Below are 25015 nucleotides of genomic sequence, written 5' to 3' on the forward strand. Positions count from 1 at the left end.
CCGGTTCCGGTGACGGGCCCGCTTCGGCCATTCGGATCGGCGGTGCTCGGGCTTCTCTGGGGCCTGCGCACCGCCGGATTCGTTCTGGCCAGGCTGGCCCTGGCGGCCATCGCGGCGACATACAGTCTCGAGGTCGTCTGCCGCTACCTCTTCGACGCGCCGACATCCTGGTCGGCCGATCTGGTTTCCTACCTGCTCTGCGTTCTGGTCTTCACCATGATGCCACAGGTCACCGCCTCGGGGTCCCAGGTGGCGGTCACCGTCATCGTCGATGCCCTTTCCGAGCGGCGGCGCGAGATCCTCATGCGCGTGATCCACATCCTCGGCTTCCTCGCCTGCGCGGCAATGGGCTACTTCGCCTTCGGCGAGACGACCCGGCAGATACTCCGCGACATCCAGATTCTGGCCACCAACCCGGTTCCGAAGTGGTGGATCTCGATCTGGATCGGCATCGGCTTCGCGCTCTCGGCGCTCGAGTTCCTCAGGCTTGCAGTCACGGGCGGCGGCAGCCCGGACCGGCCCGGCGACGCCACACCGGCCGGAGGCTGACCGGTGGAATGGTGGGTGACATTGCTGATCGCAGGCGGGCTCCTGCTCGGCCTGTTCTTTTCGGGAATCCCGATCTTCCTGGCTTTCCTTCTCATCAATGTCGGCGGCGTGGTCGTGTTCCTGGGACCCAACGCCTTCGGCATGGTGGTGAACTCGGTATTCGACACGACGACCACGGCGACGCTGACGGCCATCCCGCTGTTCGTGCTGATGGGCGAGATCCTGTTCCGGTCCGGTTCCACCAACGTCCTGTTCGACGCGATTGACAGCCTGATCGGCCGTGTCCGTGGCCGCCAGTATGTGCTGGCCATGTCGCTCGCCACGGTGTTCGGTGCGCTGTCGGGATCGAACATGGCCGTCGCGGCGATGATGGGGCGGACGGTCTATCCGGTCATGCGCGACCGGGGCTACGATTCCAGGCTGTCCATCGGCGTCATCCTGGCCGGCGCCAGCCTGGCCCCGATCATCCCGCCCAGCGTGCTGGCGATCATCATCGCCACGCTCGCGAACGCATCGGTCGCGGGGCTGCTGGTGGCCGGGATCCTGCCCGGGCTGCTCATCTCGGTCCTGTGTCTGGGCTACGCGCTGATCCGGTGCACCATGAACCCGGCACTGGCGCCGAGCGTGGCAGCCGACACCGGTAACGGGATCCCGTCCGAATCCGCGCTGCGGCAGGTGCTGAAGTGCACGCCCTTCCTGACGATCATCGCGTCGGTGATGGGCTTCATCCTCACCGGCGTCGCGACACCATCCGAATCGGCGGCGACCGGCGTGGTCGGCGCGCTGGTCACCGCAGCCATCTTCCGCCGCCTGTCGCTGCGCATGATCTGGGAGAGCCTGGGGCAGGCGGCGATAATCGCCAGCATGATCCTTGTGATCATGGCGACCTCCACGATGTTCAGCCAGCTGCTCGCCTTCAGCGGCGCCACCCGTCAGCTGGCCTCGATCGTGCTGGAATCCGACATGGCGCCGGGCCTGATCCTGCTCATGATGATGGTCGTCGTGTTCGTGTTCTGCATGTTCATCGACCAGGTGGCGCTGATGCTGGTGATCATCCCCATCTACCTGCCGGTCGTGGAGGCGCTGCAGTTCGACCCGATGTGGTTCTGGCTGCTGATGCTGCTCAACGTCGTGATCGGCGGCATCACCCCTCCGTTCGGCTACGCGATGTTCGCTTTCAAGGGAGTCGTCCCGGACGTCGATCTGCGGGTCATATTCGGCGCGAGCCTGCCCATCGTCGCGATCTTCCTGATCGCGATGATCATCATCTACCTGATCCCGTCGATCGCGACCTTCCTGCCCGGCCTGCTCTGAGCCCGGGCAGCCGGCGCCGCGCGCCCGGTTATCCGGCCTTGCGGTCTTCCGTGACGAACTCGTCGAGCTTCGCCTCGCGGGTCATGCCGAACAGGTCCACGTTCCGGTAGGGGAAGTTGACGGTCACGCGCCCCTTGGAGTTTCGGTAGTAGGTCTGCATGCCCGGATGGGTCCAGACCATGTTCTCGTGGGCCTTCTCGACATCGGCGTTGTAGGCGTCGTGGACGTCCTTGCGGACCTCCGCCGCACCGATCCCCTTCCGGTTCATCTTCCGCAGCAGATCCATGATGTAGTTGATCTGCATCTCGATCACGAACAGCAGGCTGCCACCATGGCCGGGCTGCGTGTTCGGGCCGTAGAGGATGAAGTAGTTCGGGAAGCCGGGCACCAGCGTGCCCATGTAGGCCCGGGCGTCGTCATCGTCCCAGACCTGGCGCAGGGACTTGCCGTCGCGTCCGCGCGCCTCGTAGGTGTTGATGAAGCGCAGCACGTCGAAACCCGTGCCGATGATCAGCACGTCGGCGTCGCGCCGCTCGCCGTCCTCGGTGACCAGGCTGCTGCCCTCGACCTTCTCGATCCGCTCGGTGACCAGTTCGACCTTCGGGTTGCGCAGCATCCGGTACCAGCCATTGTCCATCAGCATGCGCTTGCCGAAGGGCGGATAGGGCGGCACGACCTTCTCGAACAGGTCCTGACGGTCGCCCAGCTGGTCGCGGATGTACTTGGTGAAGTACTTCCGGTGGCCGTCATTGATGGCATTGAGCGAGCGCTCCTTGTCCGGCCAGTCGGGGTCCTTCTGCAGCGCGGTGTGCACCCGGTCGTTGAAGGTCCAGCCCAGCCGGCAGCGGTACCAGGCCTGATAGAGCGGCACTTCCTGGATCAGGAAGCGCAGCGCGTCCGGCACCGGCTTCCGGAAATGCGGGAAGGGCGCGGCCCAGTGCAACGAGCGCTGGTAGATGGTCAGCGATTCGACGGTGTTCTGGATCTCCGGGCAGATCTGCATGGCGCTGGCGCCGTTGCCGATGATCGCCACGCGCTTGCCCTTCAGATCGAGATCCTCGGGCCAGCGGGAGGTGTGGAACGAGGTGCCCTCGAAATCGTCGATGCCCGGAATGTCAGGATAGACCGGCGGATTGAAGATGCCGGCGGCGCTGACCACGACATTGGCGTACTCGACCAACTCGCGGCCCGACGGATCGCGCGTCGTCACCTTCCAGAGCTGACGGTCCTCCTGCCACTCGGTGGAGACGACCTCGGTCTGGAAGCGGATGTGATCGCGCAGGCCGAAATGGTCGGCGACATGGTTCATGTAGGCCTTCAGCTCGTCGCGCAGCGCAAAGAACTTCGACCAGTCCCACATCACGAAGGAGAAGGAATAGAGGTGGTTCGGCGTGTCGACGCCGGCCCCCGGATAACGGTTCTCCAGCCAGACGCCCCCGACCTCGGCATTGCGCTCGATCATCTCGAAGGGGATGCCGGCGGCCTTCAGGTGGACCGCCATGCACATGCCAGATGCGCCGGCGCCGATGACCAGCGCGCGGAAGCCCTCGGGCACGTCGACAGGCTCTTCCTCGACCGGACGCAGACCGAGCTGCGCCTTCGTCATCTCGCCGTATTCCTCCGGCACCGGCTCGCCCATGGAGATCGACAGCATCTTCACCAGCAGATCCGGCTCCGGGTCGGGAATCGCGATCGGCTTGCCCGCACGCCAGTCCAGGATCGCCTTCAGCGAGGCGTCGCGGACCTCCTTCTGAAGTTCCTCGGGCAGACCGCCGCTGTCATTGTCGTCCAGGCCCTGACCGCGCGAGGGGCGATATCGCGGCTCCAGCCAGCCCAGATCGCCGGTGAGCTGCACCAGCACCATCAGAAGCGTCGGAATATTGGCGACCTCGACCGCCTCCTCGAACAGGCCCCGTTCGTCCGTTCCCGTTTTCGCCGTCGATGACATGTCACTACCTCCTGATACGTTCGTTCTGCGCTGCGCTAGCGGTCGGTGTTGCGGAAGCCGGACTTGAGTCCCGTCGAGCCGCGGTTCATGCCGGTCCGGCCGGCGAGCAGCATGCTGTTGTCGCCCAGGACATCCGAGCTCCGGGCCCTCAATCCCCCGTCGACCGTCACAGTCTCGCCGGTGACGAAGCGCGCGTCGTCCGAGGCGAGAAAGGCCAGCGCAGCGGCGATATCGGCCGGTTGACCCGTGTCGGGCCAAGGCTGACGGGCGCAAAGGGCTTCCAGGTTGCTTTCCTTGCCCCGGTGAGCCAGGGGCGTCGAGATGACCCCGGGGGCGATCGCGTTCACGCGGATACGCCGCGGGCCGAGTTCCATCGCGGCGGTGCGCGTCAGGCTGATGACCGCTGCCTTCGCCGCGCTGTAGCCATGGCTGCCGGCTCCGCCGCCAAGCCCGGCGATCGACGCCGTCGCGATGATGCTGCCGCCCTCACCCATGCGTTTCCCTGCGTGCTTGATGCCGAGGAAGACCGAGCGCGTGAGATAGGCAAAGGTCTGGTCCCAGTCCTCGACCGCCGTCTCAAGCAGGGAGCCGAACGCGCCGCCGACGCCCGCGTTCAGAAAGGCGATGTCGAGCCGGCCCCATCTGTCGATGGCGCGGTCCATCGCGTCGGCGACATGCGCCTCGTCGGCGACGTCGCCGCAGACCAGATCGACCGCCTCGGCGTGACCGGCATCGGCCATTCGCTGCACGGCTGCCTTGCCCGTGGCTTCGTTCAGATCGGTGATGACGACGCGGGCGCCTTCGGCGGCCAGCCGCTCGACCGACGCGAATCCGATACCGCTGGCGCCGCCGGTGACCACAGCGACCCGGCCCTCAAGTCGTTTCAACCCCAAATCTCCCTGGACTGTTCAGTCATCTCCGGCGCCTGCGTTCTCGGCCGAAGCGAACCTGTGGCGCCGGACCTTGATGCCGGCGGTCTCGCGGTCGAAAGTGTCTGACGTGATCCCCTGATCGCGGAGCTTCGCCTTCTGCACCTTCATGGTCGGGGTCCGCGGCAGTTCGTCGACGATGCGGACATAGCGGGGCACCATGAAGTGCGCCATCCGGGGCACGAGGAACGTCACCAGTTCGGCGGCGTCCAGGCTGCGCCCTTCTACGGGGATGACGACAACCATGACCTCGTCCTCGCCATGCTCGGAGGGCACGGCAATGGCCGCCGTCTCCGCGACGTCCGGATGCGCGCTGACTTCGGTTTCGACCTCGTAGGAAGAGATGTTCTCGCCGCGGCGGCGGATCGAATCCTTCACCCGGTCGATATAGAAATAGTCGCCGTCGGCATCGCGCATGACCGCGTCGCCCGAATGGAACCAGCCGTTCTGCCAGGCCTTCGCCGTCGCTTCCGCATTCTTGTGATAGCCCGAGTTGAGCGCCCATGGATGCTCGTCGCGCACGATCAGTTCGCCGACGGTGCCGTCCGGCAGCGGCTGGTCATGTTCGTCGACGATGCGGATCTCGGCGCCTTCGCGCAGGCGGCCGCAGGTGCCGACCTTCTCGGGATTGCGCTCCGAGATGAGCGGCGTCGCGATCTCCGACATGTTGAAGACGGTGTACCAGTCGAGCCCGACCCGCTTCGCGAAGGCCATGGCCTCGGTGGTCAGCGGCGCGATCAGAACCGATTTCAGGGTCGTTTCCCGCTCCTCGTCGGTGACCGGCCGCTTGGCCAGAAATGTCGCGATGGAGCCCATGAGCAGCGAGTAGGTGACGCCCAGACGGTTCACCAGGGCCCAGAATTCCTCGGTCCGGAAGGACTCGACGACGGCGATGGAACCGCCGGCCTGAATGGCGCGGGTGGTCAGCGACGTGCCGGAGATGTGGAACATCGGCAGGTTCAGCAGGATCCGGTCCGAGCTGTCCAGCCAGTAGTAGAGGACCGCAGAACTGATCGCGAGCTGCCGGTAGGACGACAGCACGCCCTTGGATGGCCCCGTGGTGCCCGATGTGAAGATCAGGCTCTGCGGGTCCCAGAGTTCGATGGGCTTGCCGGTCGCCGGCATGTCGGCGCCGGGTCCGGGCTCGTCGCCGGGTGTCAGGGCGCTGCTGTCCAGCACCTCCAGCCCGTCGACCGGACGGGCGGGCCCGCCCATGGCGATCACGGTGCGCAGTTCATGGCGATCCACTTCGCCGAGCCGGTCCAGAAGGTCGGCATGCACCACCGCCAACCGTGCGTCGGACAGCCAGACCACGTGTTCCAGTAGCCCGCCGCGATAGGCCGTGTTGAAGGGCACGTAGACCGCGCCGAGATAGTTGACGCCGAGCCAGGTGCGGATGGCGTCGCCGCCCGTGGGTTGCCACGAGACGACATGATCGCCCTGCTTGACGCCCTGCGCCGCGAGGCCGCGCGCTGCGTGGATCGCCTTGGCGTGGACATCGGCATAGGTCCAGACGCTGCCGTCCTCGAAAATGGCGAAGGTCCGGTCCGGATGTTCGGCCGCCCGGCGGGCGAGCAGAACCGGCAGAACCGTGTCTTCGCGGGTCTTCGGATACGGAATATCCAGCTTCAAGGCGATCCTCCCGTTACGCAACAACGCTTGAAAGGGTATCCGGGCCGCCCCCTACAGGGATGTTGGGGAAGGGGCGGCCCGGCCCGGAACTCACAACCCGTAGGATTTCGGGTCGATCTTGCTCCAGATCTCGTTCCAGAGAAGGTCGCCGAACGCCTGCGGACTGGTCCGGTCGATATTGGCGGTCAGCTTCTTCCACTTCTCGATCAGTGCGAGATAGCGGTCGACCTTGGCCTGGCCGTCATCGATACCGGTCGTCCGCTCGGCCTCTTCGAGACCCAGTTTGACGTCTGTGGCGATGTAGGCATCCGAAGCGGCCTTCAGCTCGGCCGACGGCTCGACCAGTTCGATGCCCCGCTCCTTTGCGACTTCCTTGGCGCGGTCCTCGTCACGGACATAGCCGGTGACGATGGTGGCGACGCCGTAGGGCGCGACCCTGAGGACGGCCGCCCGCTGGCTGTCGGTCAGTTCGGACCACTGCGGCGCACCGAAGCTGAACGGCGAATTGCCGTTGAACACGCCAACCGGCAGCATGTTCACATGGGTGTTCACCTCGGCGAGGTTGAGGTTGAAGAACTCGGCCAGCGCCGCCAGCGTCACGTCGATGGTGCCGGTGGAGATCGCCTCGAAGGCCTCGGTGCCCGAGATCGCGACGCGCACAGCGCCGAAATGCTCGGCCCAGCGGCCCTGCGCCGCGGTGGCGGTGCGGATCTTGGTGCCCTTCAGGTCATCGACGGTGCGGTAGGCCTTCCGGCCCTGCCCGTAATAGGCCGTGGCCGAATAGGAACCGAGATAGACATGTCCGTGACGCGCATGCTCGGTCAGGCAGGGCTCGCAGCTGGTGATGTATTCATGGATGGCGCCGGTCATCGCCAGGGCGTCGTCGCCGACGATGGCCATGTTGGCGACCAGGTTGAATTCGGGGAACTCCGCCGGGAAATAGGGCGGCAGCAGGAAGCCGACATCGCCGACACCGTCGGGCAGGCCCGACAGCATCTGCAGCGGCGTCAGCAGGACGCCGCCATGCAGCACCTGCACGGTGACCTCGCCGTTGGTCTCCTTTTCCACGTTCTCGGCGAAGTAGTTGTAGCCCTCAGCGCCCGCGCCCTGCGGCGCGAGGATACTGGAGACCTTGAGTTCCATGGCGTTGGCCGTTCCAGCGGCCAGGCCTGCGGTCAGTGCCGCCGAGGCCAGGATGCGTCCGAGTTTCATACCGTTTCCTCCCGGGATGGTTGAAGTTGAAGGGTTCGTCCGATTGTTCGGCTTCGCATTATTCGATGAGGCTGGGCAGGTAGAGGACGATCTCCGGAAAGCCCATCAGCAGCGCGACCACGATCAGGTCGGCCAGCAGGAACCAGAGAACGCCGTGGAATATCTTGGTGGTACTGACGAGGTCGCCCACCACGCCCTTGATGACGAAGACGTTCAGGCCGATCGGCGGCGTGATCATGCCGATCTCCAGGAACTTGGTGAGCACGACGCCGAACCAGACGAGGCTGAGCCCGGTCGAAATCCATGACCGGCAGCAGCACAGGAATGGTCAGCAGCATGGCGCCGATCGGCTCCAGGAACATGCCGAGGACCAGATACATCAGGGCGATGCCGAGCATGAGCATCAGCGGGTCCGCGCCCAGCGAGATCACGTAGGCGGACAGGAACTTGGAGGCGCCTGACAGCGTCAGGAAACGGGTCAGAAGGCTGGCGCCGATGGCGATCACGAAGATCGCCGCCGTGGTGCGCGCGGTCTCGCCGAGCGCCTCGCGGAAGGCGGTCCAGGTCAGCGTCCGCTTGAAGGCGGCGATGATGACCGAAAGCAGCGCGCCCGCCGCGCCCGCCTCGGTCGGGGTGAAGACGCCGCTGAACAGGCCGCCGAAGACGCCCGCGATCAGCAGCAGCACCGGCCAGACATCGGCCAGCGCGGCAATGCGCTCCGGCAGGCTGACGCGCTCCTCCACCGGCGGCGCCAGCTCCGGGCGCATCAGCGACACCAACGTCACCACGGCCACATAGCCGACCGCGGTCAGCAACCCGGCGACGATGCCGCCGAGAAAGAGCTGGGTGATCGGCACCTGCGCGAAGATGCCGTAGATGATCATGATGATCGACGGCGGTATCAGCGCGCCGATCGTGCCGGCTGCCGCGACCGTGCCGGTGGCAAGCCGCGGGTCGTACTTGTAGCGCAGCATCTCCGGCACGGCGATCTTGCCCATGGCCGCCGCGCAGGCCACGGACGAGCCGGTCACTGCCGCAAAGCCCGCAGAGCCGAAGATCGAGGCGATGGCCAGCCCGCCAGGCAGCACCGACAGCCATTTCCGCGCGGCGTCGAAAAGCCCGGTGGTGAGGCCCGCCTGGTAGCAGAAGAAGCCCATCAGCAGGAACATCGGCACCGATGTCAGCGCCCAGCTGGAGGCGAAGTCGTAGGGAATGGCGGTCACGATGCCCCATGCCGGACGCGCCCCGAGCAGCATCCAGATGCCGCCGAACGAGACCGTGATCAGCGAGATGCCGATCGGCACCCTGAGCAGGATGAGCGCCAGCAGGACCGCGATGCCGCCAAGGCCGATTTCCGTTCCGGACATTGATCCGCCAGCCTATCGGTTCTTCGGCACGGCGGTCTCCGCCGGCTCGTCGGACTGTTCGAACCCCAGATCGTCCGGTGCACGAAGCACGGTGATCAGGGCCCGGTAGAGCAACACAAGGGCCACGGCGGTGAACCCGATGGGCAGGATGTAATAGGACGGCCAGGTGATGAACTGGTAGCCGAAGTCCAGCTCGAAGGCGCCGAAGCGCGTCTTCTTCAGGGCGTCCAGCAGGGTCTGGTAGGCGAGAACGGCGAAGACGACGGCCGCCAGCAGCCAGGCGAAGATTTCCAGCCCCTTCTGCGCCGGGCGCGGCATGTACTGGGTCAGCACCTCGACGCTGATGTGGTTGTTCCGGCGCTCCGCAATGGCGAGCGGCAGGAAGACGACCGCGGGCAGATAGTACTTCGACACGAAGGTCAGCGTGCCCGGAACCGAGATGCCGAAGACGTACCGCATCGTCACCTCGAAGGCGATGTGCAGCATCATCAACGCCACGAAGATCTCGGCGGCAATGGCCAGCCCCGACGTCAGGTGACGAAGGCATCGTCCCGACCATCGCGTCATCGATTTCCCCGGGCCGTCGCTGTTCTGCCGGCCGGTTCCGGAGCGCATTTCCCGCATCTCGCTGACATCGCATCCTCCCCATGCCAAACGCAGCGGGACAATCTTATGCTGGCGCGATAAAATATCCAATGATTTAATATTAGTAAGATTTAGTAGCTTTTGGCCCGGACGGGATACCCGGGGCTTGCGGTTCAGCAGGCAACTGGGCGACATCTAGGAATCGCCGTCCCGCGGCGGGCATGCAGACGGAACCGGAACGAAGAGAAAGCCTTGGCGGATATCGGACGGATACAGGCGAAGAAGGGGTTCGAGACCCTGGCCGAGGAACTGCGCGAACAGATCCTCGACGGCCGGATCCCGCCGGGACAGGTGCTGAACGAACGCGAGATCGTGGAGAAGTCGGGCCTCAGCCGCGGTTCGGTGCGGGAGGCCTTCCGCGTCCTCGAGACCGAGGGGCTGATGTCGACACGGCGCGGCCGCAATGGCGGCAGGATCGCGCTTCAGCTGGACGGGGACGTGCTGAAGCGTTCGCTGGATCTCTTCATCCGCGGCCAGCAGGTGCCGGCGTCGGTGCTGGCGGAGACGATCGAGGTCTTCGCGCCGGCCCTGGCCGACCTGGCCGCGCGGCACCGCACCGACGAGGACATCGCCGAGATGCGGGACCTGCTCGACCGGCTGGAGCGCATCTCCGATTCGCCGCGTTTCGTGCGCGGCAACATCCAGTGGCACCTCGCCCTCGCCCGCGCCGGCCACAATCCCGTGCTCGCCTCGATCTATCAGGTGATCGGACCGGACCTGCTGACGCCCAGGCCGGAAGGCTTCGCCAACAAGCAGATCCGGCAGAACACCGTGAATGCGGAACGCCGGGTCCTCGACGCGATCGCCGACGGGGACGCTGCCCTGGCCCGGCGTCGGATGGAAAAGCACATCCTGGCCTACAACACCCAGATCGAGATGAAGTCGGGCTGACGGACCGGCGGCCGGGTGCCTGCAAGGGAACTGGTCAGCCGCGCGGACGCGGCGTAAACTCATTCAACACAAGAATCTGGGGAAACGCCGGCCGCCGGCTGCAGCAGGGACGTCGCGCCATGCAAGCGGAACACAGTCACGTCGAGAATTCACAACCGGTCCGGCTGGAGGTGGCGACGGCCACATTCGCCGATGTCAGGGCCGCCTTCGGTGCGGGGCTGCGCGACATGCTCAACCGGCCGATGCTCAGCCTGTTTTTCGGTCTGGTCTACGCGCTGTTCGGCGCCGGCCTGATCGCGGGGCTGACCGTCTTCGATCAGGTCTGGATGGTGATCGCCGTGGCGGTCGGCTTTCCGCTGGTCGCGCCGTTTCTCGCCGCCGGTCTCTACGACATGTCGCGGCGCATGGAGCGCGGCGAGAGCTTCCGCGCCGCCGACGTCTTCGGCGTGATCTTCAACCAGCAGCGCCGGCAGTTCGGCTGGATGTCCTTCGTCGTGCTGTTCGTCTTCTGGATGTGGGCCTATCAGGTCCGCATCGTGCTGGCGGTGACCATGCACTACAGCCGCTACGGCTCGCTGGAGCAGTTCCTGGAGGCGCTGTTCACCACCGGCTCCGGCGTCACCTTCCTGCTGATCGGCACGGTCATCGGGGCGGTGATCTCGACGGTCCTGTTCTCGATCACCGTGATCTCCATGCCTCTGCTGCTGGACAAGGAGATCGACATCGTCACGGCCATGATCAACAGCGTGAAGACCGTGCTGAAGAGCCCCGCGGTGATGCTCTGCTGGGGCGCCCTGATCGGCGCACTCTCGCTGATCGCCATCGCCCCGGCTTTCATCGGCGTGATCGTGGTCTTCCCCGTCCTCGGCCATGCAAGCTGGCATCTCTACCGACGGCTGATCACCGAGACGTAAGGCGGAGGGCGCCACCGTTCGACAAGCCCCCCACTCTCGCCTATCTGGAAGTGGACAACGCCGCCATCCAGAGTTCCCATGGCCCGCCCACCTTCATTGCCGCGAAAGCGGACCGTGCTTCCGACATGGCTCCGCCGCCTGGCGTTCACGCTCGTGGCGTTGTTGCTGTTGCCGGTGGTCCTGAGCGCGGTCTACGCCGTCGTGCCGCCGCCCGGGACGCCGTTGATGGTCATCCGCTGGATCGAGGGCGACGGGCTGACCCGGGACTGGGTGTCCATCGACGAGGTTCCGGATCACGTGCCGCTGTCGGTGCTCGCCGCCGAGGACAACCGCTTCTGCGAGCATGGCGGCTTCGACTGGGACGCCATCGGCGACGCCATCGACGATGCGCAGGCCGGCAAGGGCCTGCGCGGGGCCAGCACGGTCTCGATGCAGCTCACCCGCAACCTGTTCCTCTGGCCGGGCGGCGGTTTCGCGCGCAAGGGGCTGGAGGCGGTCTGGACCCCGGCGGTCGAGCTGTTCCTCGGCAAGCGGCGGATCATGGAGATCTATCTGAACGTCGCCGAGACCGGCATCGGCACATTCGGCTTCGAGGCCGCGGCTCAGCGCTATTACGGCAAGGGGGCGGCGGCGCTGTCCCGGCGGGAGGCCGCCGCGATCGCTGCGATCCTGCCCAATCCGCGGGGCTGGTCGCCCGGCCAGGGCTATGCGGGCAACAGGGTGCCGGTGCTGCTGCGCCGGATGGGCGACATCGCGCCGATCGCGGGGTGCGTCACCGAGGACGGCTGAAACCGGTCAGTGCAGACTGGCGCGCGGCGGCGTGCAGAAGGCCGGCGGTGACGCGCCGCCGAGCGAGGCGGCCAGCTGCGTGAACGGATCGAGCGAGAGCCGCGCCGAGGCCGGCTGCTGCCAGTCCCAGAGCAGGGCCGAACCGGGACTGGCCTCGCCCGCGCGGGCGGCGGCCAGACCGTCGAGCAGGCGCCGTTCATCCGCGCCGATGTCGCCGCAGCAGAGGCAGTTCACCTCGACCGGCCGGCGCGCGCCTTCGGTGGTCTGACGCAGCAGCGCATCCAGCGCGTCCCAGCGCACCGGACCCGCCAGCCCGCCGAGGGCATTGCGCATGCTGCGGCATTCGTCATGACCGCTGCGGTGCGCGGCGACCCAGACCCGCGAGCCGAACAGCAAGGCCGTGTCCAGCGCCGGCGACAGCGAGACGCCCTCCCCGGCATCGGCGAGACGGCCGCCGAATTCGCGCACATGGCGGCCGGCCTCCCGACGGTTCTCGTCGGCGAACAGGGCGGCGAGCCGCTGAAGGCCAGTGTCCAGACGGAACCGCCGTTCCCGGTCGCCGCCGGTCAGGTCGCCGACGATCTCTGCCGCTTCCTGACGGTCGCCGAGTCGCATCGACGCGTAGGCGCCGAGGACGATGTCTTCCAGATGCGAACGGCCCGGCGCGCCGGGGCTGCGGAAGTCCTGGCCGTAGCGGCCGAAGGCGTCCGCCACCTGCCGCACCGACCTTGCGGCCTCACCGGCCAGAAGCCCCGGAAACGCGGCCGCGGTCTCGGCGGCCAGCGACCCGTCGCCGGGCTGCGCCCTGAGCGCGCGGCGGATGCTCCAGAGCACCGTGCGGCACTCGGCGGGACCGGGCATGTCGAGGCTGTCGGGCGGCATGGGCGTTCGGGCGGCAATTGTTGCGACTGGTTATCAATCGCACCATGCGCTCCGAATTCACCCTTGCCAAGCGAAAATGCGAATTATTCGCAAATCACATGGCAGCTATCTGTTGGGCCAGTCCGGGCTGCGCTTCTGCTGGAAAGCGGCGAAGCCCTCCTTGCCATCCTCGGTGCCGGCCATGATCGGCAGCATCAGTTGGGTGTACTGCTGGGCTTCCTTGATGGTCATGTCCTGGATAGCGTGGAAGGCGGTCTTGCCGAGACGGATCGCGGTCGGCGAGCGCTTGACGATGTCCGCCAGCAGTTCATCCAGCACCGCGTCGAGGCCGGCGTGATCGTCGGCGACGGCGTTCAGCAGGCCCTCCTCGAAGGCGCGCTCCGCGCTCCAGGGCGTCCCGCGCATGCAGAGCTCCAGCACCTTCCGGCGCGGCAGCACCCGCAGCATGTAGGGCAGTATGGTCATGGGGAAGAGTCCGACGCCGACCTCGGGCGTGCCCAGCCGCGCGCCCTTCACACCGACGGCGAGGTCGGTGGCGCAGACCAGTCCGAAGCCGCCGCCCAGCGCGTGGCCGTTCACCCGCGCCACGATCGGCAGGGTGCAGGCCTCGAAGGCCTCGAACATGTCGGTCAGCTTCAGTTGCGGCCGCGAGGGTTCGGTCCTGAACGGGCTGCCGTCCGGCTGCGGCGAGAGATCGCCGCCGGCGCAGAAGGTCTTCTCCCCCGCCCCGGTCAGCACCACGGCACGGATGTCCCCATCGGCCTGGGCCGCCTTCAGCCCCGCCGCGATCCCGCCGGTGACGTGGTCGTTGATGGCGTTGTTCCGCGCCGGCCGGTTGATCGTGATCCAGAAGACCTGCCCGCGCTTTTCCGTCAGGACCGGCTGCTCGTCATTGGCGTCTGTCAAATTCCCCTCCCCGAGAATGTGAACTCCTTCGTCATGCCGGACCGCGATCCGGCATCCGGTGTGGCGTCAGGCGAGGACCACGGGCTGGCCGAGCCAGTCATCCCGGCCCGCCTGCTCACATGGCCTCAAGCTCGTCGATGAAGCCCTCGATCAGCGTCAGGCCGCGCTGCCAGAAGGCCGGGTCGGCCGCGTTAAGGCCGAAGGGCTTGAGCAGTTCCGAATGGTGCAGCGTGCCACCGGCCGCCAGCATCTCCAGATACTTCTCCGCGAAGCCGTCCGGCTGCTCCTGATAGGTCTGGTAGAGCGCGTTCACCAGGCAATCGCCGAAGGCGTAGGCATAGACGTAGAACGGCACGTGGACGAAGTGATTGATGTAGGACCAGTAGCAGCCGTAGTCGTCGCCGAACTCGAAGGCCGGACCCAGGCTCTCGCGCTGCACGTCCAGCCAGATCTGGCCGATCTCCTCCGGCGCGAGTTCGCCGTCGCGCCGCTTGCGGTGCAGGCGCAGCTCGAACTCGTAGAAGGCGGTCTGGCGGACGACGGTGTTGATCATGTCCTCGACTTTCGAGGCCAGCATGATCCGCCGCCGGTTCGGATTCTCCGCGCTGGCCAGCATGGACTGGAAGGTCAGCATCTCGCCGAACACGCTCGCCGTCTCGGCCAGGGTCAGCGGTGTCGAACTCATCAGCGCGCCCTGCTTCGCCGCCAGCATCTGGTGGCAGCCGTGCCCCAGTTCGTGCGCCAGGGTCATCACGTCCCGGACCTTGCCCTGATAGTTCATCAGCAGATACGGATGCGCCGAGGGCGTGACCGGGTGGGCGAAGGCGCCGGGCGACTTGCCGGCCTTCGGCGCGGCATCGATCCAGGGCTTGTCGAAGAAGTTCTTCGCCACGGTCTGCAACTCGCCGGAGAAGCTGCCATAGGCGTTCAGGACCGTGTCGACGGCGGTGTCCCAGGGGATCTGGGCGTCGTCATTGTCGGGCAGCGGGGCGTTGCGGTCGTGGTGCTGCATCTTCTCCAGCCCGAGCCACTTCGCCTTCATCTTGTAGTAACGGTGGGAGAGGCGCGGGAAGCTGTCGAAGACGGCGTCGCGCAGGGCGTTGACCACCTCGGGCTCGACCTGGTTCAGCAGGTGACGGCCGTATTCGGGCTTCTCGATCTTGCGCCACTCGTCCTCGGTCTGCTTGTCGCGGATCAGCGTGTTCATGATCAGCGAGAACAGCTTGATGTTGTCGCCCAGCACGCGGCTGATTTCCTTCGCCGCCGTTTCGCGAGTGGCGCGGTCGCGGTGCTGCAGCAGGTTCAGCGCGTCCTGGCTCGGCATCTCCTTGCCGTCGACGGTGAAGACCAGCCCGGAAATCGTCTGGTCGAACAGCCGGGTCCAGGCGCTGGCGCCGGTGATCGACTTCTCGTGGAACAGCCGCTCCAGCTCGTCCGAGAGGACATGGTCCTTCATGGTGCGCAGCTCGCGCAGCCAGGGGCCGTAGTGGCGCAGCTTCGCCGAGCCTTTCAGCTTCGCCTGCAACGCCGCCTCTTCCAGGTGATTGATCTCCAGAGTGAAGAACAGCAGCTTGGCGGTGATCCTGTTCACCCGCTCCTGCACCTTCTGGAAGAAGCGCGTCCGCTCGCCATCCGACATGTCGGTGGCGTAGTTGAGGAAGGAGAAGGCCATCAGCCGGTAGATCCGGTCCTGGATCGTCTCGTAGTCGGCGATGCCCTGCGCCAGCGCGTCGCCGTCCGCATCGGCGACCCGGTCCTTCAGCGCCGTCCGCAGCGTGTCGGCCTCAGCGTCGCAGCTCTTGAAATCGGCCTCGATCTTCGGGTCCGACGTCCCCTTGTAGAGGTCGGTCAGATCCCATGCAGGCAACTGACTCATGTCATTCATGACTGGGCGTTTCCTCTTTGAGCGTACTCTGCCTTTCCGGCAGCAGCATGTAGGTACAGGTGGCCAGCGCGATGGGGTCGTCGGGGTCGTGGTAGGCCCGGGAGGTGATGAAGGCGACCTGCCGGGTGATGCGGCGGAGCTCGGAGCGGGCGAAGACGTCGCGCTTCGGCGTCGCCGGCTTCAGATACTCCACGCGCAGATCGATGGTGGCGCAGGGCACGGCGTGGCCGATGCCCGAATGCATGGCGACGGCGCTCAGATTGTCGATCTGGGTGGTGATCGCGCCGCCATGCAGGATGCCGGTCGCCGGATCGCCGACCAGATGTTCGGCATAGGGCAGTCGCGAGATCGCGACGGGTCCATCGACCTCGATCAGCTCGATGCCGAGCGCATGGATATGGGGTATCGAATCCTCGAGGCGCTGCAGCGCGTCCAGATCGACAGCGGGAAACTGCGTCCATTCGGGGCGCGGCTTGACGGTCAGCCGCATCGGCTCAGCTCTCCTCGCCGGGCAGCAGGAAGTGCGCATGCGCGGCAGCGACCGGCTTGGCGCGGTCGGCCTGCCAGGCCTCGATGCGCATGTTGGCGATGCGCCGTCCGTGCTTGGTGATGGTCGCCTGGGCGTAGGTGTCCACCACACGCGCCGAACGCAGATACTCCACTGTCAGGTTGATGATCTTCGGCACCGAGCGGCTTTCATGCGCCCAGATCAGATGCACGATGGCCGCCGATTCCAGGAAGGCGCCGACCACGCCGCCATGGATCGCCGGCAACACCGGATTGCCGATGATGTGGTCGCTGCCAGGCATCATGACCAGCGGCCCGTTCTCGTCCGACGACACGGTCAGACCGAGGAACTTCATGTAGGGGATGCTGTCGATGACGCCCTGGTAGTCCCCGTCTGTCCGCGCCTGTGCGACGGCTTCGGTGATGTTCATCGCTGCGTGATCCCCCTCGCGGCGTATTTGGGTGCGTTGGCGCCCAGCATGAAGGTGCCGACGGCGTTGGCGATCGGATCGCCTTCGGTCTGATAGGCCTGCGCCCTCAGGAAGGCGATGGACGTCGTGGTCCGGTAGACCTGTCCGAAGGCCATCACGTCGATATCCGGCTGGGCCGGCTTCAGATAGTCGATACGCAGGTCCAGCGTGGCGATGTCCGGCAGCTGGCCGCTGTAGGCCATCAGCGCATAGCCGCAGGCGCTGTCGATCAGCGTGGTGATGCAGCCGCCATGCAGGATGCGCTGCACCGGATCGCCGACCAGCTTCTCCTGCCAGGGCAGCCGCAGCAGCACGCCCTCATCGCCGGCGCTTTCCACGGACAGGCCGAGCGCCCGGAACTGACCTTCTGCCGTGCTGCCCATCAGCCGGATCTTGTCGTACCAGCTGAGTTCCGACGGGTCGCGCCTGGCAAGCTCCTCGATGTCAGACGCCATGATAGTTCCTGTACCAGTCCACGAAACGGGGAATGCCGACATCGATCGGTGTGGTCGGCTCGAAGCCCACATCCCGGCGGATCGCCTCGATATCGGCATAGGTGGCGTGAACGTCGCCCGGCTGCATCGGTTCCATCTTCTTCTCGGCCTTCATGCCCAGCGCATCCTCGAGCACCTCGATCATGCGCAGCAGCGGTTCGGCCCGGTGATTGCCGATATTGTAGACCTTGTAGGGGGCCGCCGTCCCGTCGTCCTGCGCCGGATGATCCAGCGAGGCGACGACGCCGGTGACGATGTCGTCGACGAAGGTGAAGTCGCGGCTCATGTCGCCGTGGTTGAAGACGCTGATCGGCTCGCCCTTCAGGATCTGCTCGGTGAAGATCCACAACGCCATGTCCGGCCGGCCCCACGGACCGTAGACGGTGAAGAAGCGCAGGCCGGTGAGCGGCACCCGGAACAGATGCGCATAGGCGTGGCTCATCAGCTCGTCGGACTTCTTGGTCGCCGCGTAGAGCGAGACCGGGTTGTCCACCCGGTCCTCGACCGAGAACGGCAACTTGGTGTTGCCGCCATAGACCGAGCTGGAGGAGGCGTAGACCATGTTCTCCAGACCGTCCGCGTGGCGGGCGATCTCCAGCATGTTCAGATGCCCGGCCAGGTTGGCGTGCAGATAGGCGTGCGGGTTGGTCAGCGAGTAGCGGACGCCGGCCTGGGCCGCCAGGTGCACGATCCCGCGGACCGGTCCGGTCTCCGCGACCACCGTCTTCAGCGCCTCGAAGTCGGCGATATCGACCTGCCGGAAGGTGAATCCGTTGCGGCCTTCCAGCTCGGCCAGCCGGTCCTTCTTGAGCTGTACGCTGTAATAGTCGTTCAGGCTGTCGATACCGATCACCTGCTCGCCGCGGTCCAGCAGGCGGCGCGCGACGTGATAGCCGATGAAACCGGCGGCGCCGGTGACAAGGATGCTCATTCCGAACCCTATGGTGATCTTGTCGGTGGCCCTATGAAACACATTGCGGCCCGGCCCGCCAGACGGTTGGCCGCACGTCCGCGTGCATATCCTCCGGCGCTGTGACGCAGGCCTTGTGCAGCGCACAGAAATGTTTCATCTTGACACAACCGCGGGCAGTGACCGGCCGCCGCGCACAAGGGAATGCATGGCAAAGACCGTACTCATCGTCGATGACGACCCGACGCAGCTGCGCCTGCTCGAGACTGTCGTCTCCAGGGCCGATTTCCGTGTCGACAAGGCCGGCGGCGGCGAGGAAGCGATCGAGAAGATCAACGGCGCGCGCCGCGGCGGCGTCGATGTGGTGCTGCTTGACCTGGTGATGCCGGAGGTCGACGGCCTGCAGGTGCTGGAGCGGGTGCGCCCGCAGCATCCCGATCTGCCGATTGTCGTTCTGACCGCCCATGGCGGCGTCGATACCGTGGTCAAGGCGATGCGGGCCGGCGCCACGGACTTCATGGTCAAGCCGGCCTCGCCCGAACGTATCCGCGTCACGCTGGAGAACTCGCTCAAGCTCTCGACGCTGACCGGCGAGATCTCCCGCCTGACCCGGAAGATTTCCGGCGAACTCGGCTTCGACGACCTGATCGGCGAAAGCCCGGCCATGGCCTCGGTGGTCGATCTCTCGAAACGCGCCGCGGTCTCCAGCATCCCGATCCTGATCGAGGGCGAGAGCGGCGTCGGCAAGGAGCTGGTCGCCCGCGCCATCCAGGGCAGCAGCGAGCGCGCCGGCCGGCCCTTCGTCACCGTGAACTGCGGCGCGATCCCTGAAAATCTGGTCGAGAGCGTCCTGTTCGGCCACGAGAAGGGCGCCTTTACCGGCGCCACCCAGCGCAATGCCGGCAAGTTCCAGGAAGCCTCCGGCGGCACGCTCTTCCTCGACGAGATCGGCGAGCTGCGGCTGGACATGCAGGTGAAGCTGCTCCGGGCGCTGCAGGAGGGCGAGGTCGATCCGGTCGGCGCGACCCGGCCGGTGAAGGTCGATATCCGCCTGATCTCGGCGACCAACCGCGATCTGGCCGACATGGTACGCGAAGGCGCCTTCCGCGAGGATCTCTATTACCGGCTCAACGTCTATCCGATCCTGATCCCCTCGCTCAGGGAGCGGCGGGAGGATGTGCCGCTGCTGATCGAGCATTTCACCCGCGCCTTCGCCGCCAGCGAAAACAAGCCGATCCGGGGCCTGACGCCCGACGCGATGGCGCTGCTCAACAGCTATGGCTGGCCGGGCAATGTCCGACAGCTGGAAAACACCATCTTCCGCGCCATCGTGCTGGCCGAAGGCGACATGCTGACAGTCAACGACTTCCCGCAGATCACCGGCGCCGCACCCGCTCCCGTCTCGGCAGAGACCGCACAGCCGGCCGGCGTCGGCACGATGGGTCCGGGCATGCTGCCGCTGCTTGACGATCAGGGGCAGGTTCGCCCGCTGGCCGACGTCGAGCTGGACGTTATCAGGCACGCCATCGACCGCTATGACGGCCAGATGTCCGAGGTCGCGCGGCGGCTGGATATCGGCCGCTCAACGCTCTACCGGAAACTCAAGGAAATCGAGGACGCCGACGCCGAAGCGGCGGACTAGGTCAACTTGCTGGCCGATCCGAGCGTCTGAACTCCACGGTCACCCCCGATGGCCCATCGGGCCACTCGGGGGTCCGGAGCGGCTTCGCCGCAAGGCTGACAATCGCCCGGATGCCCGCGCAGGGCGGGCATGACGCTGTTGCTGGAGCTGATCCTGACCGGATACGGGGCCGTTCTAGAGGACGTCGGTTTCCACCTCGCGGCCCAGCGCCGCCACTTTCCAGACGCCGCCGCTCTTCTCCAGCCGCGTGATCGAGCAGTTGTCCGGCTGGAAGCTGGTGACCCGCTCGTCGCCGTTCAGGGCGCCGACGACAGTATTGATGGCGACGAAGTGGGACGAGATGACCGTGTCCTCGTCGATCTCCTCGATGGCGGCGATCAGGTCGGCGCGCCAGCCCTTCAGGTCGCCGGCGGCCGGATCCGACCAGGTGCCGCGCATGAACCCCCGCAGCCATTCGCGGCGCACCTTCAGGTCATCGGTCGGCGACGGCACTTCGGAGACGCGCGGATCGACCTTGGCCGGCGCGCCCCAGACATTCTCCAGCGCGCTCGCGGTCTCGCGGCAGCGCCGCATCGGGCTGGCGATCAGCGGCAGCGGCCCGAGCGGCCCCAGCGTGTCGGCCATCTCCAGGGCCTGCTTCGTGCCGTCCTTGTTCAGCGGCGGATCGAGATCCTCATCGAACGCTGCGGCGGCCTTGCCGTGGCGGACAAGATAGATGGTCGGCATCGGGGAACTCCGGATCGTCTATTCGGCGGCGGATACGGGCTGCGGCGGCTCGTCCGTTTCGGCGGCCTGACGGTCGCGCTTCACTTCCTCGCGCTGCGCCTGCAGACGGCGCTCGACGAAGCCGATGGGCTTGGTGAAACGCGCCAGGCCCAGATAGAGCAGCGGCACGATGAACAGCGACATGACGGTCGAGAAGGCGATGCCGCCGATGATGACGATGCCCAGGGTCGAGCGCGTCTCGGCCCCGGCGCCGGTCGCCATGGCCAGCGGCAGCGCGCCGAGCGCGGTCGAGATCGTCGTCATCAGGATCGGACGCAGGCGGATCTGCGCCGCCTCCAGCACCGCGGCCCGGATCTCCCGGCCCTCGTCGCGCAACTGGTTGGCGAATTCGACAATCAGGATCGCGTTCTTCGCCGTCAGCCCGATCAGCATGATCAGGGCGATCTGGCTGTAGACGTTCATCGAGATGCCGAAGACCAGCATGGTGGCCAGCGCGCCGGTCACCGCCAGCGGCACGCCGGCGATGATGGTCACCGGATGGATGAAGCTTTCGAACTGTGCCGCCAGCGCCAGGAAGACGATGGCCAGCGCCAGCGCGAAGGTGAAGTAGAGCGCGCCGGTGGAGGACTTGAACTCCTGCGACTCGCCGGAATAGGTGATGCGGGCGGCGCTCGGCAGTTCCTCCGCGGCCACCTGGTCCAGGAAGGCCAGCGCCTCGCCCTGGGTGTAGCCCGGCGCCAGCGACGCCTTCACCGTGATCGACCGCAGCCGGTCGGTCCGGGCCAGTTCGCGGGCCGTCGCGCCCTCGGTCAGACTGACGACGCTCTCCAGCGGGATCAGCCGACCGCCATCCTGGGAGCGGACGTAGATGTTGCGCAGATCCTGCGGCGTGGCGCGGTCGGATTTCTGCGCCCTGAGAATGACCTCGTACTGCTTGCCGCCCTGTTCGTAGGTGGTCACGCGGCGTTCGCCGAGCAGCGTCTCCAGCGTCTGGCCGATGTCGCTGACCCGCAGGCCCAGATCGGCGGCGCGGTCGCGGTCGATGAAGACGCGCAGTTCCGGCAGCGTCTGGTCGTAGTCCATCTCGGGGCTGAGCAGACCGGGATTCTCCCGGGCCTTCGCGAGCACAAGTTCGGCCCAGCGCTCGAGCGTGTCGTAGTCCGGCCCGCCGATGACGAACTGCACGGGCTTGTCGAAATTGCGGATGCCGAGCGGCGGCAGGCCGAAGGCGAAGGCCTGCAGGCCCGGCACCGAGTAGATCTGCGGGAACAGTTCGCCGATCACCTGGTGCTGGCTGACCTCGCGCTCCGACCAGTCCTTCAGGCGCAGGATGCCGAAGGCGCGGTTGACGTCGCCCGGCCGGCCGAAGCCCGGGGCGAGAATGACCAGCACCCGGGAGCCGTCGCCACGCTCGACGATCGGTATCAGCCGCTGCTCGACCTCCGTGACATAGCGGTCGGTGAACTCGAGGCTCGCGCCCTCGGGCGCCGTGGCGCTGACGAAGATCACGCCACGATCCTCGGTCGGCGCGAGTTCCTCCGGCAGTGCGGTGTAGAAGACATAGGCCAGACCCACCAGCACGCCGGCGATGGCCAGCATGACGATCCAGATGGCCAGCGTCTTCTCCAGCACCCAGCGATAGCCTGCGGCCAGCATGTCGAGCAGCCTGCCGGTCCAGCGGTTGAGCGGCCCGGACTCGCTGGCCGGTTTCAGGATCTTCGAGCACAGCATCGGCGTCAGGGTCAGGGCGACGAAGCTGGAGAACATCACGGCCGTGGCGACGGCGATGCCGAATTCGCGGAACAGGCGGCCGACATTGCCTTCCAGGAAGGAGATCGGCACGAAGACCGCGATCAGCACGATTGTCGTCGAGATGACGGCGAAGGCGATCTGGCGCGCGCCGTTGACCGCGGCCAGCAGCGGCGGCTCGCCCTCCTCGATGCGGCGGTGGATGTTCTCAAGCACCACGATGGCGTCGTCGACCACCAGGCCGATGGCGAGCACCAGCGCCAGCAGGGTGAGCACGTTGACCGAGTAGTCGAGCGCCCCCAGCACGATGAAGGCGGCCAGGATGGAAACCGGAATCGCCAGCGCCGGAATGACGGTCGCGCGGATCGACCGGAGGAAGATGAAGATCACCAGAACCACCAGCGCCAGCGCGATCGCCAGCGCGGTGTAGACTTCCTTGATGGAGACCTCGACGAAGACGGACTGGTCATAGGCCAGTTCCAGGGTCATGCCTTCCGGTAGTCCCGCCCGAACCTGTTCGAGTTCGGCCTTCACCCCGCGGGCGACTTCCAGCGTGTTGGCCTTGGATTGCCGGATGACGCCGATGCCCACGGCGGGCTTGCCGTCGGAGCGGAGTTCGGTCCGTTCGTCCTCGGCGCCCAGTTCGACATCGGCCACCTCGCCCAGGCGGACGGCGTATCCGCCCGATTCCGCCACGACGATGTTGCGGAACTCGTCGACCGACGACAGCGATGTCTGGGTGCGGACCGACAGCTCCCGCATGCTCGATTCGATGCGGCCCGATGGCACCTCGATGTTCTGCGCGCGGATCGCCGTCTCGACGTCATTGACCGTCAGATCGCGGGCGGCAAGCTCGTTCTTCTTGAGCCAGACGCGCATCGCGTAGCGCCGTTCGCCGCCCAGCCGGACGCGGCTGACGCCATCCACGACGCCGAAACGGTCGACGATCTGCCGTTCGGCGTAGTCGGAAAGCTGCAGCGCGTTCAGACGGTCTGACGACAGCACCATCCACATCATCGGCCGGGCGTCGGATTCGGTCTTGGCGACGGTCGGCGTCTCGGCTTCCGACGGTAATCTGTTGATGGCGCGGCTGACCCGGTCGCGGACGTCATTGGCGGCCGCGTCGATATCGCGGGTCAGATTGAACTCCACCGAGATCGAGGACGAGCCCTCGCGGCTGGTCGAGGTGATCCGCTTCACGCCGCCGATGCCGGCGAGTTCGTCCTCCAGCACCTGGGTGATCTGGGTCTCGACGATTCCCGCGCTGGCGCCGCGCCATGTGGTGTTGACCGAGACGATGGGCGGGTCGATGTCCGGGTACTCCCGGACCGTCATCCTGTCATAGGAGAAGAAGCCGAAGATCATCAGCACCAGCGACATGACCACCGCGAAGACGGGCCGCTTGATGGCGGTGTCGGACAGGACCATGGTCTAGCTCTCCGCGCCCTTCGGGGCGTTGCGGACCTGCACGGCGGCGCCGGGCCGGACCTTCTGCACGCCCGCGGTGATGACGGTCTGACCGGCCTCCAGACCGTCCAGGATCTCGACCTGTCCCGGCCGCCGGCGGCCGAGCGTGACCGGCGAGCGCACGGCCTTGCCGTCCTCGACGGCGAAGACGAAGGCGCCGCCATCGACCACCAGCACCAATTCCTCCGGCGCCAGCAGCGCGTTCTCGGTTCGCCCGTAGACCAGTTCGACCGTCAGATACATGCCGGGCCGGAGCAGCCCCTCGGCGTTGTCGATCTCGGCCCGGACGGTGACCGAGCGGGTATCCGGATCGACGCGGGTGTCGATGGTCGAGACGACGCCCTCGATCGGGGTGTCGGGATAGGCCGAAGAGCGCGCCAGCACGGTCTGGCCCGGATGCAGCGCCGCCAGCGCGGTTTCCGGGACATCGAAATCGAGCTTGATGACCGAGATGTCGTCCAGGGTGACGATGGGATCGCCCGGCTGCACCAGCGCGCCGAGGCTCGCCTGCTTGAAGCCGAGACGGCCCGAAAAAGGCGCCTGCAGCGTGAACTTGCCGATCCGGACTTCCAGCTGCCGCACCTCGGCCTCGGCGGTGGCGACCGCCTGGGCCAGTTCCTCGGTGCGCGCCTCGGTGGTCAGGCCCTTGCGCCGGGTCGCCTCGCCGCGCTCGTAGATCTGCTGCGCCAGCTTCAGCGCCGAACGCGCGCCGGCCAGGTCCGCCGCGATCTCGGCCGAACCAAAGCGCACCAGCACGTCGCCCTTCTGGACCTGCTGGCCCTCGGAGATGTTCATGTCGGCGATGCGGCCGGCGATCTCGCTGGTGATGGCAACCGACTGGTTGGACCGCGCGGTGCCGACCACGCGGACGCTGTCGACCAGCACACCCGGCTGCAAGATCACGGCGTCGACCGGTGTCGGGAAACCGCCGCCGCGCTGCGCCTGGGCCGGCGGCGCGAAGTACTTGCCGATCAGCGGCAGTTCCGCCCGGTTCTGAAAGGCGAAGATGCCCGCCACGGCCAGGATGGCGACGACCAGGATCTGGATGAGAATACGCACGTGCCTGCCGCTCTCCCTTGCTGCGCCCATCATGGCTTATATGCTGAAGCACCGGCGCGCAGCGCGGAAAGGTAGCGTCTGCTGTCCTTTCGGCAAACAGACATCTTTCCGTCGCGCCAACAATTGAT

General features: G+C 66.5%; 21 protein-coding genes and 1 pseudogene. 6 read left to right on the plus strand and 16 right to left on the minus strand.

The features are described 5' to 3' along the window. Positions 1-42: 42 nt before the first annotated feature. Together ACMVY4_RS02725 and ACMVY4_RS02730 are read left to right on the plus strand one after the other, a co-directional pair. Positions 43-549, plus strand: a complete 507-nt coding sequence (locus tag ACMVY4_RS02725) for a TRAP transporter small permease (protein ID WP_416898662.1) — start codon at positions 43-45, stop codon at positions 547-549. Between the two features lie 3 nt (positions 550-552). Next, complete coding sequence (locus tag ACMVY4_RS02730) at positions 553-1863, plus strand: TRAP transporter large permease (RefSeq protein ID WP_416898663.1); 1311 nt, start codon at positions 553-555, stop codon at positions 1861-1863. 28 nt (positions 1864-1891) lie between these two features. Here ACMVY4_RS02730 and ACMVY4_RS02735 read toward each other — a convergent pair whose 3' ends face one another. The 6 genes and pseudogenes from ACMVY4_RS02735 to ACMVY4_RS02760 form a co-directional block, all read right to left on the minus strand. Continuing rightward, positions 1892-3811, minus strand: a complete 1920-nt coding sequence (locus ACMVY4_RS02735) for a flavin-containing monooxygenase (protein WP_416898664.1) — start codon at positions 3809-3811, stop codon at positions 1892-1894. Positions 3812-3846: 35 nt separating this feature from the next. Next, positions 3847-4698, minus strand: a complete 852-nt coding sequence (locus ACMVY4_RS02740; RefSeq protein ID WP_416898665.1) for an SDR family NAD(P)-dependent oxidoreductase — start codon at positions 4696-4698, stop codon at positions 3847-3849. Positions 4699-4719: 21 nt separating this feature from the next. Continuing rightward, the gene (locus ACMVY4_RS02745) at positions 4720-6372 is read right to left on the minus strand and encodes an AMP-binding protein (protein WP_416898666.1); all 1653 of its coding nucleotides are present in this window, start codon (positions 6370-6372) and stop codon (positions 4720-4722) included. Positions 6373-6462: 90 nt separating this feature from the next. Next, positions 6463-7584 carry a C4-dicarboxylate TRAP transporter substrate-binding protein gene (locus ACMVY4_RS02750; protein WP_416898667.1) on the minus strand — a complete coding sequence of 374 codons (1122 nt, stop codon included), beginning with the start codon at positions 7582-7584 and terminating at the stop codon, positions 6463-6465. A 58-nt stretch (positions 7585-7642) separates the two neighbouring features. Further along, positions 7643-8951 (minus strand): annotated as a pseudogene (locus ACMVY4_RS02755) (TRAP transporter large permease). A 12-nt stretch (positions 8952-8963) separates the two neighbouring features. Continuing rightward, complete coding sequence (locus tag ACMVY4_RS02760; RefSeq protein WP_416898668.1) at positions 8964-9518, minus strand: TRAP transporter small permease; 555 nt, start codon at positions 9516-9518, stop codon at positions 8964-8966. 270 nt (positions 9519-9788) lie between these two features. Here ACMVY4_RS02760 and ACMVY4_RS02765 point away from each other — a divergent pair, with 270 nt between their 5' ends. From ACMVY4_RS02765 to mtgA, 3 genes are all read left to right on the plus strand, one after another. Next, positions 9789-10487, plus strand: coding sequence for a FadR/GntR family transcriptional regulator (locus tag ACMVY4_RS02765; RefSeq protein WP_416898669.1), 699 nt, complete (start codon positions 9789-9791; stop codon positions 10485-10487). 119 nt (positions 10488-10606) lie between these two features. Next, positions 10607-11401, plus strand: coding sequence for a DUF2189 domain-containing protein (locus ACMVY4_RS02770; RefSeq protein WP_416898670.1), 795 nt, complete (start codon positions 10607-10609; stop codon positions 11399-11401). Between the two features lie 114 nt (positions 11402-11515). Then, complete coding sequence (mtgA, locus tag ACMVY4_RS02775; protein ID WP_416898671.1) at positions 11516-12190, plus strand: monofunctional biosynthetic peptidoglycan transglycosylase; 675 nt, start codon at positions 11516-11518, stop codon at positions 12188-12190. Positions 12191-12196: 6 nt separating this feature from the next. Here mtgA and ACMVY4_RS02780 read toward each other — a convergent pair whose 3' ends face one another. The 7 genes from ACMVY4_RS02780 to ACMVY4_RS02810 all read right to left on the minus strand — a co-directional run bounded on the left by ACMVY4_RS02780 (position 12197) and on the right by ACMVY4_RS02810 (position 18265). Next, on the minus strand, positions 12197-13072 hold the full coding sequence (locus ACMVY4_RS02780) for a hypothetical protein (protein ID WP_416898672.1): 876 nt from the start codon (positions 13070-13072) through the stop codon (positions 12197-12199). A 105-nt stretch (positions 13073-13177) separates the two neighbouring features. Continuing rightward, a complete protein-coding gene (locus ACMVY4_RS02785) occupies positions 13178-13978 on the minus strand; it encodes an enoyl-CoA hydratase-related protein (RefSeq protein ID WP_416898673.1) in 801 nt (266 codons plus the stop codon). A gap of 115 nt (positions 13979-14093) precedes the next feature. Further along, positions 14094-15863, minus strand: a complete 1770-nt coding sequence (locus ACMVY4_RS02790; RefSeq protein WP_416898674.1) for a M3 family oligoendopeptidase — start codon at positions 15861-15863, stop codon at positions 14094-14096. Continuing rightward, entirely contained in the window at positions 15856-16353 is a 498-nt protein-coding gene (locus ACMVY4_RS02795) for a PaaI family thioesterase (RefSeq protein WP_416898675.1), read from the minus strand. The genes ACMVY4_RS02790 and ACMVY4_RS02795 overlap by 8 nt, the downstream gene beginning before the upstream one ends. 4 nt (positions 16354-16357) lie before the next feature. Next, positions 16358-16801, minus strand: coding sequence for a PaaI family thioesterase (locus ACMVY4_RS02800; protein ID WP_416898676.1), 444 nt, complete (start codon positions 16799-16801; stop codon positions 16358-16360). After that, complete coding sequence (locus ACMVY4_RS02805) at positions 16798-17295, minus strand: PaaI family thioesterase (protein ID WP_416898677.1); 498 nt, start codon at positions 17293-17295, stop codon at positions 16798-16800. Before ACMVY4_RS02805 ends, ACMVY4_RS02800 begins: the two co-directional genes overlap by 4 nt. Beyond that, positions 17285-18265, minus strand: coding sequence for an SDR family NAD(P)-dependent oxidoreductase (locus tag ACMVY4_RS02810; protein WP_416898678.1), 981 nt, complete (start codon positions 18263-18265; stop codon positions 17285-17287). The genes ACMVY4_RS02805 and ACMVY4_RS02810 overlap by 11 nt, the downstream gene beginning before the upstream one ends. A 187-nt stretch (positions 18266-18452) precedes the next feature. Between ACMVY4_RS02810 and ACMVY4_RS02815 the strand changes: the two genes are divergently transcribed. Further along, the gene (locus ACMVY4_RS02815; RefSeq protein ID WP_416898679.1) at positions 18453-19886 is read left to right on the plus strand and encodes a sigma-54-dependent transcriptional regulator; all 1434 of its coding nucleotides are present in this window, start codon (positions 18453-18455) and stop codon (positions 19884-19886) included. Positions 19887-20060: 174 nt separating this feature from the next. Here ACMVY4_RS02815 and ACMVY4_RS02820 read toward each other — a convergent pair whose 3' ends face one another. The 3 genes from ACMVY4_RS02820 to ACMVY4_RS02830 are packed head-to-tail and all read right to left on the minus strand — an operon-like array spanning position 20061 to position 24887. Next, positions 20061-20612: a histidine phosphatase family protein gene (locus tag ACMVY4_RS02820; RefSeq protein WP_416898680.1), complete on the minus strand. Its 552-nt coding sequence runs from the start codon at positions 20610-20612 to the stop codon at positions 20061-20063. A gap of 18 nt (positions 20613-20630) precedes the next feature. Beyond that, positions 20631-23789, minus strand: a complete 3159-nt coding sequence (locus ACMVY4_RS02825) for an efflux RND transporter permease subunit (protein ID WP_416898681.1) — start codon at positions 23787-23789, stop codon at positions 20631-20633. A 3-nt stretch (positions 23790-23792) separates the two neighbouring features. Next, positions 23793-24887: an efflux RND transporter periplasmic adaptor subunit gene (locus ACMVY4_RS02830; RefSeq protein ID WP_416898682.1), complete on the minus strand. Its 1095-nt coding sequence runs from the start codon at positions 24885-24887 to the stop codon at positions 23793-23795. Positions 24888-25015: the final 128 nt, after the last annotated feature.

This window comes from Minwuia sp. (assembly GCF_048007105.1).
Lineage (GTDB): Bacteria > Pseudomonadota > Alphaproteobacteria > Minwuiales > Minwuiaceae > Minwuia.